The following is a 13,274-nucleotide window of genomic DNA, read 5'->3' as shown; positions in this document are numbered from 1 at the left end:
CACCCAGCGTAGACGTCAGCCTCCGGAGCCGCCCGGCCGGAGGTGCTCGGCGAGGAAGTCCGCCGTGGCCTCCACGGCCTGCGACACGTACGGCTCGCGGTCGTAGAGGTCGATGTGCTGCTTGGCGTCCACCCAGACGAGCCTTTTGGGCTGGTCGAGCCGCTTGAACGCCTCCTCGGCCCCCTCCGGCGGGCAGAACCTGTCGATCACGCCGTGCACGATCAGGGCGGGCTTCGGCGACAGGAAGTCGGCGCCCATCATGTTGTCCATGGTGATCAGCTCGCGCAGCCCGGCCCGGGTCACCGCGTTCCGCCAGGAGGCGGAGGCCCCGCGCTCGGTGCCGTAGTAGGCGAACGGCTCGTCGCCCGGCATCGCGGCCTCACCCTCCTCGGCCACGGCGGGCATGTACTCGACCGGGCCGCCGCGGTCCTGCCGTTCCAGCACGCCGGCGAACCCGGCCAGCGCCGCCTGGTAGTCCATGCCCGACCGCATCGTGTACGGGTTGTTGTAGGCCCCGGCGATGCCCGCGAACGCCCGTACGCGCGGGTCGAAGGCGGCGAACCTCAGCGCGTACCCCGCGCCCAGGCAGATGCCGACCGCGCCGATCAGGTCGCCGTCCACCTCGGGGCGCGACCGCAGCAGCGACACCGCCGCCCGCAGGTCGGCCAGCTTGCCCTGCGGATCCTCCTGCCCGCGCGGCTCGCCGCCGGACTCGCCCCAGTTGCGGTGGTCGAAGGACAGCGTCACGTAGCCGCGCCGGGCCAGCCGTTCGGCGTACAGGCCGGTGACCTGGTCGCGCACCCCGGTGAACGGCCCGGTGAGCACCAGCCCCGGCCAGGGGCCCGTGCCCTCGGGCGTCCGCAGGTCACCGGTGAGGGGCACGCCGTCGGCGGCGAACTCGACTTTCATGGTGACAAGTGTGCGCCAGGCCCGCGGCGGGCGGGCCCGGCGCCCCCTCGGAACACCGGATCAGGAGTCGAACCCGAGGCCCATCTTGTCGAGCGTGCGCAGCCACAGGTTGCGCTTGCCCTGATGCTGGTCGGCCTGGGCGATCGACCACCGGGTGAACTGGATCACCCCCGACCGGACCGGCTCGGGCGGGAACGGGACCGGCTTCTCCTTGACCATCCGCAGCTCGGTCCGCTCGGTGGCCTCCCCCGACAGCAGGTCGAGCATCACGTTCGCGCCGAACCTGGTGGCCCCGACGCCCATGCCGGTGTAGCCCACGGCGTAGGCCAGCCGGCCGCCGTGCGCCGTGCCGTAGAAGGCGCTGAAGCGGCTGCAGGTGTCGATCACGCCGCCCCAGCGGTGCGTGAAGCGCACCTGGGACAGCTGCGGGAACGTGGTGGCGAAGTGCTCGGCGAGCTTGACGAACGTCTCGTCGCGCTGCTCGTACTCCGGCTTGACCAGGCCGCCGTTGTAGTAGACCGCGTCGTAGCCGCCCCACAGGATGCGGTTGTCGTCGGTGAGCCGGTAGTAGTGGAACTGGTTGCCCGAGTCGCCGACGCCCTGCCGGTTGTGCCAGCCCACCTCGGCGAGCTGGGCCGCGGTCAGCGGCTCGGTCATCAGGGCGTAGTCGTACACCGGGACGACGAAGTGCTTGAGCCTGCGCAGCAGGGGCGGGAAGACCCCCGTGCCCAGCGCCACCCGACGGCCCGTCACCGACCCGTACGGGGTCCGCAGGGTGATCGTCGTGCCGTCGTCACGCAGCGAACGCACCGGGCTGCGCTCGAAGACCCGGACGCCGAGCCGCAGGCACGCCTCGCGCAACCCCCAGGCCAGCCGCGCCGGGTCCAGCATGGCGCAGCCACTGCGTTCCCACAGGCCGCCCAGGTAGGTCGGCGAGTTGACCTCGGCCCGCACCTGCCGCTCGTCCATCGGCACGTAGTCGAGGCCGAGCTCGGAGATCAGGTCCAGGTGTTCGCCCAGCGAGTCGAGCTGCCACGGCTCGGTGGCCACGTGCAGCTCGCCGGTGCGCTCGAAGGAGCAGTCGATGCCGTGCCGCTCCAGCGTGCGCTCGATCTCGTCGAGGTTGTCGACACCCATGCGTTCGAGGCGGCCGATCTCCTCCGGCCACCGTTCCAGGCCGTTGGCCAGGCCATGGGTGAGGGTCGCCATGCAGAACCCGCCGTTGCGGCCGGTCGCCGCCCAGCCGATCCTGCGCCCTTCGAGCAGGACCACGTCCAGCGAAGGGTCACGTTCCTTGGCCATCAGGGCCGTCCATAGCCCCGAGAAGCCTCCGCCGACGACGACCAGGTCGGCGTCGGTGTTTCCGATGAGCCGCGCGCGCGGCTCGGGTCTGGCCGGGCTGTCCAGCCAGTACGGCTTGCGCTCCGCGTCAGCCAGCGCCTTCAGCGGATCCACAAATCCCACTTCCCTACGAAAGTCTTAGATGTTCTTTGATGATTGCGGGATCCAAAAGCATGATGTGATCACGCGCGGGTTCCCCCCGCCGAAATCCGATCTCGCCTCCCTGTTCTTGGTCGGAATACACCAATCCCCCCGCCGGATCGCGGGGGGAAAGCCTGTTGGAGCAGATCCTAGGCGCGGCGTCTGGCGGCCACCGCGTTCGCCACGGCGATCAGCACACCGATCCCGAAGATGAGCGTACCCATCACGTTGACCTGCGGTGGAATGCCGGTCTTCACCGCGCCCACGATCCACAGCGGGAAGGTGACGGTCGAGCCGTTGACGAAGCTCGTCACCACGTAGTCGTCGATCGACAGCGCGAAGGAGAGCATCGCGCCCGCGAGCACGCCCGGCATGATCGAGGGCAGCGTCACCTGCCGGAACGTACCCCAGGCGGTCGCGCCGAGGTCCTTGGCCGCCTCCTCCAGCGACGGGTCGAGCGTGATGACCCGCGCCCTGACCGTCACCACGACGAAGGAGAGCGAGAACAGCACGTGCGCGACGATGATCGTGTTGCCGTCGCGCGGCACGTTGCCCGAGACGAACAGCGACAGCAGCGAGGCCCCCATCACCAGCTCCGGCGTGGAGATGGCGGCGAAGACCAGGAAGTTCGTGGCGCCGAGGCCGCGGAAGCGGTGGCGACCGACGGCCAGGCCCAGCATCGTCCCGATGACCACCGTGATCACGGTGCTGGCCAGGGCGATCACGATGGAGTTGCGCAGCGCCGTGGTCAGGTCGGAGATCTCGAAGAGCTCGCCGTACCACTTGAGGGTGAAGCCCTGCCAGCTCGTGTTCGACTTGCTCTTCTTGTCGTTGAAGCCGAACAGGATCATGACGGCGATCGGCGACGACAGCCACAGGATGATCAGCCAGGTGTAGACGTGCAGCAGGCGGTCGCCGAACCTGCCCCGCGTGCCCCTGCTCATTGCTCGCTCACCGCTCATCGCGCCGCCGCCTCCAGGACGTTCTCGGTGCCGAGCGCGCGGGCGTAGACGAAGATGCCCACCAGCAGGATCGCCATCAGCGTGAACGACAGCGCCGAGGCGGTCGGGTAGTCGAGGTTGGTCAGGTACTCGGTCTGGATGATGTTGCCGATCATGGTGTTGGCCGTGCCGCCGAGGATCTGAGCGTTGACCGGGTCGGCCGTCGCGGGCACGAACGTCATCAGCACCCCGGCGAAGACGCCGGGCAGCGACAGCGGCAGCACCACCCGGCGGAAGGCCCCGGCGCGGGTGGCGTACAGGTCCTGGGCCGCCTCCACCACCCGCGGGTCCACCCGCTCCAGGGCCACGTAGATCGGCAGGATCATGAACGGCAGGAAGTTGTACGTGAGCCCCCCCACCACGGCCACGGTGGTGGCCAGCACGTGGAAGCTCTCCGGCAGCACCCCCCAGCCCTTCAGCGTCCCGAACAGGATGCCGTTGTCGGCCAGCAGGAAGTTCCACGAGATCGTCCGCAGCACGAACGACACGAAGAACGGCAGCAGCAGCAGGAACAGGTACACCGACTTGCGGCTGCCGCCCTTGAAGGCGATCCAGTACGCCACCGGGTACCCGATCACCAGCATGGCCACCGTGGCCAGGCCGCCGTACAGGAGCGAGCGCAGCAGCTGGTCGCTGTACCTGCCGAGCGCGTCGGCGTAGTTGGAGAAGCTGAACGTCATCGCGTAGCCGTCGATGGCGTTGCCCGTCTGGAGCGAGACCGACGCCATCGCCACCATGGGCACGACCAGGAAGATCGCCAGCCACAGCCAGCTCGGCAGGGCGAGCAGGTAGGGGGTGAGCCGTTTCATGGCTATGCCTGGGTGATCGACTGGAAGATGGAGTTGAACACCTGCTCCTGCTGGGTGGTCAGCTTGGTGTAGGTGCGCAGCTTGGCGTAGTCGGCCTCCGAGGGGAACATGAGCGCGCTGTCCACCATGTCCTCCAGGGCCTTCTTGTCCTCGCCCTTGGCCGTCTTGGCCTTCTCCCGCATGAGGTCCTGCACGGCCGGGACCGGGGTGACGAACTGGATGAACTCATCGAGCTCGGCGGCCACCGCGGGCTGGTACAGGTAGTCCATGAGGGTGAGCGCGTCCACGGGGTTGGCCGCGCCCTTGGGGATCAGCATGTTGTCGGTCCAGATCGTGCCGCCCTCCGCCGGCACCACGAACTTGACCGGCTCGCCGGCGAGCTGCCGCTGGAAGATGTCGCCCGACCAGGCCATGGTCAGCCAGACGTCGCCCTTGGAGACCGCGTCGATGTAGCTCTGGTCGTAATATTTCCGGACGATTCCCGCGTCGCGCTGCTGCTTGAGCTTCTCCCCGGCCTTCTTCCAGTCGGCCTCGGTCGACTTCTCCGGATCGACGCCCAGCGCGAACATCCCGAAGTTGCCGATCTCCTGCGCGTCGGCCATCATCCCGACCCGCCCCTTGTACTTGGGGTCGAACAGGGCCTCGATGCTGGTGATGTCGTCCTTGACGTACTTGGTGTTGTACGCGATGCCGGTCACGCCCGAGGAGTAGGGCATCGTGTACTGGTTGCCCGGGTCGTAGGCGCGTTCCTTGTACTTGTCGCCGGCGTTGGCCAGGAAGTTCGGCATCCGGCTGTGGTCGAGCGGCACGATGTAGCCGAGCTCGACCATGTGCTGGAGCTGCACGCCGTTGGTCATCACGATGATGTCGTAGCCGAGCGACTGGCCGGCGCGGAGCACGGGGTCGGCCTTGCCGAAGAACTCCGCGTTCTCCTGGATGACCTCCTTGTACTCCACGGAGATCCCGGTGGTCTCGGTGAACTTCTTCAGCGGGGCCTGGTCCTCGGGCATGTACTCGGGCCAGTTGGCGAAGACGAGCTTGCCGTGCTTGCTCTGCTTGGACCAGTAGTCCTGGACGGCGTCGGCCTTCGGAGGGGCGGCCTTCTGGCCCTGGACGCCACAGGCGGCGAGCGCGAGGCCGGCGGCGGACAGGCCGGTGACACGGAAGAAGTCGCGGCGGGTGCGGGGCTGGGTCATGCCCCTCAGGAGGGCGGGGGTGATCTGGCGGGGGTTCATGGGGTGCTATCAACTTCCAATCACGTAAGAGTGCTGCGCCTCCCACGACAGCCACACGGAGTCGCCCCGCTCCGCGGTCGCCGTCGCGTCATGCGCGTTCTGCTCGAACACGGTCATCTCGGCCCCGTCGGCGAGCTGCACCGCGTAGCTGTTGGAGGTGCCCAGGTAGACCATCTCCGTGACGGTCCCGGGGACGGCGCTCAGCCCGGCTCCCGGCTCGTCCGCGCAGATCGTGATCTTCTCGGGGCGGACGGTCACCGTCACGTCGCCCTCGTGGCCCGGCACCAGCACCCGGCCGCCGCCGATGCCCAGCACCCCGCCGGTCACCGTCCCGGTGATCAGGTTGGAGGTGCCGATGAACCCCGCCACGAACGCGGTGGCCGGCCGTTCGTAGATCTCCCGCGGGCTCGCGAGCTGCTCGACCAGCCCGTCGTTCATCACGGCGATCCTGTCGCTCATGGTCAGCGCCTCGTTCTGGTCGTGCGTCACGTACACGAACGTGATGCCGACCTCCCGCTGGATGCGCTTGAGCTCGATCTGCATGGCCTGGCGCAGCTTGAGGTCGAGCGCGCCCAGGGGCTCGTCGAGCAGGAGCGCCCGCGGCCGGTTGACCAGCGCGCGGGCCAGCGCCACGCGCTGCTGCTGGCCGCCGGACATCTCGCGCGGCCGGCGCTTCTCCCGGCCGGTCAGGTCGACGATCTCCAGCATCTCGCCGACCCGCCGCCGGATCTCCTCCTGCGGCGTCTTGCGCTGCTTCAGGCCGAACGCCACGTTGTCCCACACGCTCATGTGCGGGAACAGGGCGTAGGACTGGAAGACCATGTTGACGTCGCGCTTGTTCGGCGGGACGTCGGTGACGTCCTTGCCGTGCAGCCTCACGAGCCCTTTGGTGGGCTCCTCGAAGCCGGCGATCATCCTCATGGTCGTGGTCTTGCCGCATCCGGACGGGCCGAGGAGGGAGAAGAACTCCCCCTCGGCGATGTCCAGCGACACACCCTTGACCGCCTGGACGACCTCGCCGTGCGAGAGGTACTCCTTGACGACGTCCTCAAGCTGAATCGCGGATAGCTCGGTCATGTCCAGGGCTCGTCCTTATTCGCCGATGTAGTGCATGACGTGCTTGACCCTGGTGTAGTCGTGCAGACCGAACACCGACAGGTCCTTGCCGTACCCGGAGTGCTTGAAGCCGCCGTGCGGCATCTCCGAGACGAACGGGATGTGCGTGTTGACCCAGACCACGCCGAAGTCGAGGCGGTTCGACATGCGCATGGCGCGGCCGTGGTCGGAGGTCCACACCGAGCTGGACAGGCCGTACCTGACGTCGTTGGCCTTGGCCAGCGCGTCGGCCTCGTCGGTGAACGTCTGGACGGTGATGACGGGGCCGAAGACCTCGTTCTGCACCATCTCGTCGTCCTGCCGCAGGCCGTCCACGACGGTCGGGGCGAAGAACCAGCCCTTGTCGCCGACGCGGTTGCCGCCGGTGAGCACCTTGGCGTGGCCGGGGACCCGGTCCAAGAAGCCCTGGACCCTGGTGAGCTGGTTCTCGTTGTTGAGCGGGCCGTAGAGCGCTTCCTCGTTGCCCAGGTCGCCGGTCACGGTGGCGGCGGCGGCCTCGGTCAGCGCGGCCACGAACTCGTCGTGCACGCTCTCCTGGACGAGCACGCGGCAGGCCGCGGTGCAGTCCTGGCCGGCGTTGTAGAGACCGGCGGTGGCGATGTCGGCGGCGGCCTTGGCGAGGTCCTTGACGTCCTCGAAGACCACGACCGGCGCCTTGCCGCCGAGCTCCAGGTGCACCCGCTTGAGGTCGTCGGCGGCGCTCTTGGCGACCGCCATGCCCGCGCCGACGGACCCGGTGATCGCCACCATGGCGGCGGTCGGGTGGCCCACGACGAGCGCGCCGGTCTCGCGGTCGCCGGTGACGACGTTGAACACGCCGGGCGGCAGCACCGAGCCGACGATCTCGGCCAGCTTGAGCGTGGAGGCCGGGGTGGTGTCCGACGGCTTGAGGACGATCGTGTTCCCGGCGGCCAGCGCCGGGGCGATCTTCCACACGGCCATCATCATCGGGTAGTTCCAGGGGGTGACCTGGCCGACGACGCCGATGGGCTCGTGCCTGATGACGCTGGTGTGCTCGGCGAGGAACTCCCCGGCCGTGGGGCCCTCCAGGGTGCGGGCGGCGCCGGCGAAGAAGCGGAAGTGGTCGGCCGCGACCGGCGTCTCGTCCTCGGCCATGCGGGCGCGCGGCTTGCCGGTGTTGAGGCACTCGGCCTCGTTGATCTCGTCGGCCCGGGCGTCGATGGCGTCGGCGACCTTGAGCAGCAGGTTCGCCCGCTCACCGGGGGTGGTCCGACCCCACGACTCGAACGCGGCGGCCGCCGCGGCGTAGGCCGCGTCGACGTCCTCGACGCCGGAGACCGGGGCCTGAAGGTAGGCCTCCCCCGTGCAAGGGTCGATGATGTCGGAGAACCGGCCGCTCTGGGCGTCCACGAACTCACCGTTGATGAAGTTCTGCAGACGGGTGGTCAATGCACGACCTCCTCGTTGAGGTGGCTGAGATGCCGCGACTCTTACAGAGCAGATGCATCTGGACAAGGGATTTCGTGGTGAAGATATCAAATTGCTACGAATTCGCTTGACACACCGCCAAGAACTGACAACATGTCGCACCAGGACGGCAATCGAGCGGGAACGCCCCCGTAACGCCGGACCGCTAGGAGGATTCCTCTGACATGACGACGCCGCCCCGCGTACGACGAAACAACGCCAGTTCCGGGCCCGTCGTGCTCGACGATCTCTCCAAGCAGATCATCGAGCAGCTCCAGTCAGACGGGCGCATGCCCTACGCGGCGATCGGCAAGGCCGTCGGGCTCTCCGAGGCCGCGGTCCGTCAGCGCGTCCAGCGGTTGCAGGACGCCGGGGTGATGCAGATCGTCGCGGTCACCGACCCCCTCACCCTCGGCTTCCCCCGCCAGGCGATGATCGGGGTCAACTGCGAGGGCGACCTGGAGTCGGTGGCCGACGAGCTGTCGGCCATCGAGGAGATCGACTACGTGGTGCTCACGGCGGGCTCCTTCGATGTGATCGTCGAGGTGGTCTGCGAGGGCGACGGGCACCTGCTGGAGATCCTCAGCAAGATCCGCGCCATCCCCGCCGTACGGGCCACCGAGTCGTTCGTGTACCTGAAGCTGCGCAAGCAGACGTACTCCTGGGGCACGCGCTAACCGATCCGCGCCACGGCCCGCACGGGCGCGCCGTCGGCGCCGTCGAGCCGCAGCGGCATCATCCAGACCTCGATCGGCCGCCCCCGGGCCTGGGCGTCGAGCAGCCGGTCGAGGCCGGTCAGGTTCTCGGCGATCACGGCGTGCGCCCCGCACAGGACGCGGTGGGCCGGGAAGTCGTCGGCCGGCGTGGGGTCGACGCTCAGCGCGTCGATGCCGACCGTGCGCACGCCCCGCTCGACCAGCAGCGTGGCGGCCTCCTCGGTGAGGAAGGGATGGCCTCGGTAGGACTCGGTGCCCCAGTGGGCCGACCAGCCGGTCGCGACCAGCACGATGGGCGCGTCCCCACCGGACGGCCAGGCCAGGCCGTCGAGGCGCCCGGCCCCGATCGGGGACCGGGGCGCGAGCCCCCGGGCGTCGGCCACCACGGCGGGCCCGGCGAAGCGGGACAGCGGCAGCTCGCCGAGCGCCGGCAGCGCGTCGTCGATGTGGAAGGGCGCGTCGACGTGGGTGCCCGACTGCGAGCCGAGGTGCAGGCCCAGCACGTTGACGCCGTCGCGGGCGACGGTGAGCGCGGGGGCGACCGAGACCTCGGGATCGCCCGGATAGACGGGCATCCCGGTCTCGACGGGCACCGACAGGTCGACGAGTTCCATCACGCCATCGATTCTGCCGCGTCCACGATGGGCAGGATCGGCGTGTCGGCCGAGCGCACCAGGCGCGGGCCCCGCGGGCCGTACACCTCGCGCGGTTCGGGGAAGAGCGCGAGCAGCGTCAGGTAGAGCACGGCCGCGACCGCGAGGCCCAGCGGCAGCGAGACGTCCACGCCGCCGGCCAGGTCGCCCAGCGGCCCGACGAACTGGCCGGGCAGGTTGACGAACATCAGCGCCACGGCGGCCGCGAGCAGCCACGCCGTGAGGCCGCGCCAGTTCCAGCCGTGGGTGAACCAGTACCGGCCGCCGCGCTGCCGCCGGTTGAAGACCTGCAGGGCGTCGGGGTCGTACCAGCCCCTGCGGGTCACGTAGCCGAGCATCATGATCACCATCCAGGGCGCGGTGCAGGTGATGATCAGCGTGGCGAACGTGGAGATGCTGGCCGTCAGGTTCGCCGCGAAGCGCCCGACGAAGATGAACACGATCGACAGGGTGCCGATGAACACGGTCGCCTGCACCCGGGAGAAGCGCGGGAACACGCTGGAGAAGTCGAGCCCGGTCCCGTACAGGGAGGTGGTGCCGGTGGACATGCCGCCGATCAGCGCGATCAGGCAGACCGGTACGAAGTACCAGGCCGGCGAGATCGCCAGCAGCCCGCCCACGTAGTTGGGCGCGGCCGGGTCGACGTACTCGGCGGCCTTGGCGGCGATGATCGAGGCGGTGGCCAGCCCGAAGAAGAACGGCAGGACGGTGGCGAGCTGCGACAGGAAGGCCGCCGCCATCACGCGGGAGCGCGGGGTCGAGGCCGGGATGTAGCGGGACCAGTCGCCCAGGAAGGCGCCGAAGGACACCGGGTTCGACAACACGATCAGCGCCGCCCCGATGAACGACGGCCAGAACAGCGGGTCGCCGGCCGCCAGCGTCCCGGGATAGGACGGGTCGAAGTCCCCGGCGAAGGCGAACAGCCCGAGCACGAACAGCAGCGACGCCGCCGCGACCGCGATCTTGTTGACGAACAGCATGAAGCGGAAGCCGTACACGCAGACCACGAGGACGAGCAGGGCGAAGACGGCGTAGGCCACCCCGTAGGACAGGTCGGTGTCGGGCAGGCCGACGAGCCGGTGCGCACCGCCCACCAGCGCGTCGCCCGACGACCACACCGAGATCGAGAAGAACGCGATGGCGGTCAGCAGCGACAGGAACGAGCCGACGACCCGGCCGTGCACGCCCAGGTGGGCCGAGGAGGAGACGGCGTTGTTGGTGCCGTTGAGCGGCCCGAACAGCGACAGCGGGGCCAGGATCAGCGCCCCGACCACCAGGCCGAACACGGTGGCCGCGAGCCCCTGCCAGAACGACAGGCCGAACAGGATGGGGAAGGCGCCGAGCACGCAGGTGGCGAACGTGTTCGCGCCTCCGAAGGCGACCCGGAACAGGTCGAACGGCCCGGCGGTGCGGTCGGCGTCGGGGATGCGCTCGACGCCGTAGGTCTCGATCTCGGTGATGCTCATGTCTTCTCCTGCATCGCCAGCAGGCTGACGAGGTCGTAGGCCACGTGGGAGGCGGCGACCGAGGTGATCTCGGCGTGGTCGTAGGCGGGGGCCACCTCGACCACGTCGGCCCCGATCAGGCGGCAGCCGGCCAGACCGCGGAGGATCTCCAGCAGCTCCCGGCTGGTGAGCCCGCCGGCCTCCGGCGTGCCGGTGCCGGGGGCGTGGGCGGGGTCGAGCACGTCGATGTCGACGGAGACGTAGAGCGGGCGGTCGCCGACGCGCTGCCGCAGCATGTCGATGACCTCGTCCAGGCCGCGGCGGAGCACGTCGGCGGCGGTCAGGACGCCGAACCCGAGCCGCCGGTCGTCCTCCAGGTCCTTCTTGCCGTACAGCGGGCCGCGGATGCCGACGTGGCTCAGCGCCTCGGTGTCGAGCAGGCCCTCCTCGACCGCCCGGCGGAAGGGGGTGCCGTGGGTGTACTCGGCGCCGAAGTAGGTGTCCCAGGTGTCGAGGTGCGCGTCGAAGTGCAGCAGCGCCACGGGGCCGTGCTTCCTGGCCGCCGAGCGCAGCAGCGGCAGCGCGATCGTGTGGTCGCCGCCGATGGTGACCAGCCGGGCGTCCAGTTCGTCGGCCGCGGCCTCGATGGTCTCGACGGCCTCGCCGATGTCGAACGGGTTCGCCGCGATGTCACCGGCGTCGGCGACCTGGACGCGCTCGAACGGCGAGACGTCCAGCCCCGGGTGGTAGGGCCGCAGCAACCGGCTGGCCTCCCGTACGGCGGCGGGGCCGAACCGGGCGCCCGGACGGTAGGACACGCCCGCGTCGAAGGGCACGCCCACGACGGCCACGTCCGCCCGCTCGACCTGGTCGAGCCGGGGCAGCCGGGCGAAGGTGGCGGGCCCGGCGAAACGCGGGACCCGAGAGGAGTCGACGGGACCGATGTGCATGCTCGTCAGTGTTCGTCACGCTTCTGACCTGCGGCAATTGTTACTCCCACAAAGTAATACGGTGTGTGTTGTGGCTGACCACAAGCTGACGGTCGAAGACCTTCTCCGCTCCCCCGCTCTCCAGCTCCGCGTGCTCGCCGGTGAGGCCGGGCTGTCCCGCTCGGTCTCGTGGGCGCACGTCAGCGAGCTGGCCGACCCGACGCCCTGGCTGCTCGGCGCCGAGGTCATCATGACGACCGGTCTCGGCCTGCCGCGCTCGGCCGCCCGGCAGCGCGCCTACCTCGAACGCCTCGACGACGCGGGGGTCTCGGCGCTCGCCCTGTCGGCCCAGCTGCACGTGCCGCCGCTGCACCAGGCGTTCTTCGAGGCCGCCGAGGAGCGCGGCATGCCGGTGCTGGAGGTGCCGCTCGCGGTGCCGTTCATCGCCGTCTCGCAGGAGGTGGCGGCGGCGCTGCAGGAGGACGCCAGCCACCGGCTGGGCGCCCAGCTCCAGGTGTTCGGCGCGCTGCGCTGGCTGGCCGCCGAAGACCTCGACACCGTCACCCTGTTCAAGCGCCTGGAACGCCTGTCCGGCTACGACGTCTACCTGTGCACCCCGCAGGGCCGGCCGTTGTTGCCCGGCGTGCCGGTGCCGGCGCTCGACGTCCTGCCCGCCGAGCCCGACGCGCCGCCCACGATCCCGGGCGGCTTCGCGCTGCCGGTGCCGGCGCCCGGCGGCCCCGCCGGGTTCCTGGTGGCCTTCGAGCGGGAGGGCGCGCGGCCCGCCGGGCTGGCCGTGGTCCAGCACATCGCCACCGTGGCCGCCCTCCAGGTCGCCATGGCCCGGCACGAGCGCGAGACCCTGCGCAGAGAGGGCGCCGAGACGCTGGCCGAGCTGCTCCAGGACGTGCTCGACCCGCCCGCGGCCCGGCGCCGGCTGGCCAGGATGGGCCTGCCCCTGGAGACCGGGTCGGTGCTGCTCGTCGTGCGGCACGCGCCCGACGACGCGCTGCGCAGGGCGGTGGGCGAGCTGCCGCACCTGCTGCTGCGGCGCGGCGACGACCACTACCTGCTGGGGCCGCCCGAGCTGGGGCCGGCGGTGGCCGCCGTGCCCGGGGTGAGCGCGGGCGTGAGCCGGCCGTTCCCGCCGGGCGAGTCGTTGCGGGTCGCCCAGCGCGAGGCCGTGTGGGCGGCCGCGCACGCCGCCGAGTCGGGCAAGGCGCTGGTCCACTACGGCGACGACACGACCGGCCGCTGGCTGCCCGACGACCCCTCGACGCTGTCGGCCCTGGTCGACCACGTGCTGGGCGAGGTGCTGGCCTACGACGAGGCCCACGACTCGCGGCTGCTGCTGTCGGTGCGCACGTGGATGGAGCGCAACCGCCACGTCGAGGACGCGGCGGCGGCGCTGCACGTCCACCCCAACACGCTGGCCTACCGGCTGCGCCGGTTCGCCGCGCTGAGCGGGCGCGACCTGTCGTCCAGCGCGGCGTTCGCGGAGGTCTGGCTGGCCGTGCGCGCGGCCCGCCAGCTCGGCCTGTGCTGAGGCTC

At 70.2% G+C, this 13,274-nt stretch carries 12 protein-coding genes; 2 read left to right on the top strand and 10 right to left on the bottom strand.

The genetic code is table 11. From position 1 onward, the window contains the following. Window positions 1–15: 15 nt before the first annotated feature. The 7 genes from ABZ444_RS14015 to ABZ444_RS13985 form a co-directional block, all read right to left on the bottom strand. Window positions 16–909 (bottom strand): alpha/beta hydrolase, encoded by an 894-nt coding sequence (locus ABZ444_RS14015; RefSeq protein WP_357995510.1) that lies wholly within the window; start codon window positions 907–909, stop codon window positions 16–18. A 60-nt stretch (window positions 910–969) separates the two neighbouring features. After that, the gene (locus ABZ444_RS14010; protein WP_357995508.1) at window positions 970–2,364 is read right to left on the bottom strand and encodes an FAD-dependent oxidoreductase; all 1,395 of its coding nucleotides are present in this window, start codon (window positions 2,362–2,364) and stop codon (window positions 970–972) included. Window positions 2,365–2,540: 176 nt separating this feature from the next. Next, window positions 2,541–3,335 carry an ABC transporter permease gene (locus ABZ444_RS14005; RefSeq protein ID WP_357984262.1) on the bottom strand — a complete coding sequence of 265 codons (795 nt, stop codon included), beginning with the start codon at window positions 3,333–3,335 and terminating at the stop codon, window positions 2,541–2,543. Window positions 3,336–3,349: 14 nt separating this feature from the next. Continuing rightward, entirely contained in the window at window positions 3,350–4,201 is an 852-nt protein-coding gene (locus tag ABZ444_RS14000; protein ID WP_357984259.1) for an ABC transporter permease, read from the bottom strand. Between the two features lie 2 nt (window positions 4,202–4,203). Continuing rightward, complete coding sequence (locus ABZ444_RS13995; RefSeq protein WP_357995506.1) at window positions 4,204–5,397, bottom strand: spermidine/putrescine ABC transporter substrate-binding protein; 1,194 nt, start codon at window positions 5,395–5,397, stop codon at window positions 4,204–4,206. 48 nt (window positions 5,398–5,445) lie between these two features. Then, on the bottom strand, window positions 5,446–6,513 hold the full coding sequence (locus tag ABZ444_RS13990) for an ABC transporter ATP-binding protein (RefSeq protein WP_357984253.1): 1,068 nt from the start codon (window positions 6,511–6,513) through the stop codon (window positions 5,446–5,448). A gap of 15 nt (window positions 6,514–6,528) precedes the next feature. Further along, window positions 6,529–7,962 (bottom strand): gamma-aminobutyraldehyde dehydrogenase, encoded by a 1,434-nt coding sequence (locus tag ABZ444_RS13985; RefSeq protein ID WP_357995504.1) that lies wholly within the window; start codon window positions 7,960–7,962, stop codon window positions 6,529–6,531. A gap of 203 nt (window positions 7,963–8,165) precedes the next feature. On the opposite strand from ABZ444_RS13985, the gene ABZ444_RS13980 reads away from it, so the two are divergent. Further along, window positions 8,166–8,657, top strand: a complete 492-nt coding sequence (locus ABZ444_RS13980; protein ID WP_357995502.1) for an Lrp/AsnC family transcriptional regulator — start codon at window positions 8,166–8,168, stop codon at window positions 8,655–8,657. Here ABZ444_RS13980 and ABZ444_RS13975 read toward each other — a convergent pair. From ABZ444_RS13975 to speB, 3 genes are read right to left on the bottom strand one after another with little or no spacing between them, the layout of a single operon-like run. Further along, complete coding sequence (locus tag ABZ444_RS13975; protein WP_357995608.1) at window positions 8,654–9,310, bottom strand: cyclase family protein; 657 nt, start codon at window positions 9,308–9,310, stop codon at window positions 8,654–8,656. The genes ABZ444_RS13980 and ABZ444_RS13975 overlap by 4 nt on opposite strands. Beyond that, entirely contained in the window at window positions 9,310–10,815 is a 1,506-nt protein-coding gene (locus tag ABZ444_RS13970) for a cytosine permease (protein WP_357995500.1), read from the bottom strand. Before ABZ444_RS13970 ends, ABZ444_RS13975 begins: the two co-directional genes overlap by 1 nt. After that, entirely contained in the window at window positions 10,812–11,744 is a 933-nt protein-coding gene (gene speB / locus ABZ444_RS13965; RefSeq protein WP_357995498.1) for an agmatinase, read from the bottom strand. Before speB ends, ABZ444_RS13970 begins: the two co-directional genes overlap by 4 nt. Window positions 11,745–11,814: 70 nt before the next feature. On the opposite strand from speB, the gene ABZ444_RS13960 reads away from it, so the two are divergent. Continuing rightward, a complete protein-coding gene (locus tag ABZ444_RS13960; protein WP_357995496.1) occupies window positions 11,815–13,269 on the top strand; it encodes a PucR family transcriptional regulator in 1,455 nt (484 codons plus the stop codon). Window positions 13,270–13,274: the final 5 nt, after the last annotated feature.

This window comes from Nonomuraea sp. NPDC005730, assembly GCF_040630865.1.
GTDB lineage: Bacteria > Actinomycetota > Actinomycetes > Streptosporangiales > Streptosporangiaceae > Nonomuraea.
The sequence above is the reverse complement of the archived record's forward strand: the minus strand, read 5'-3'. Positions and strand labels throughout refer to the sequence as shown.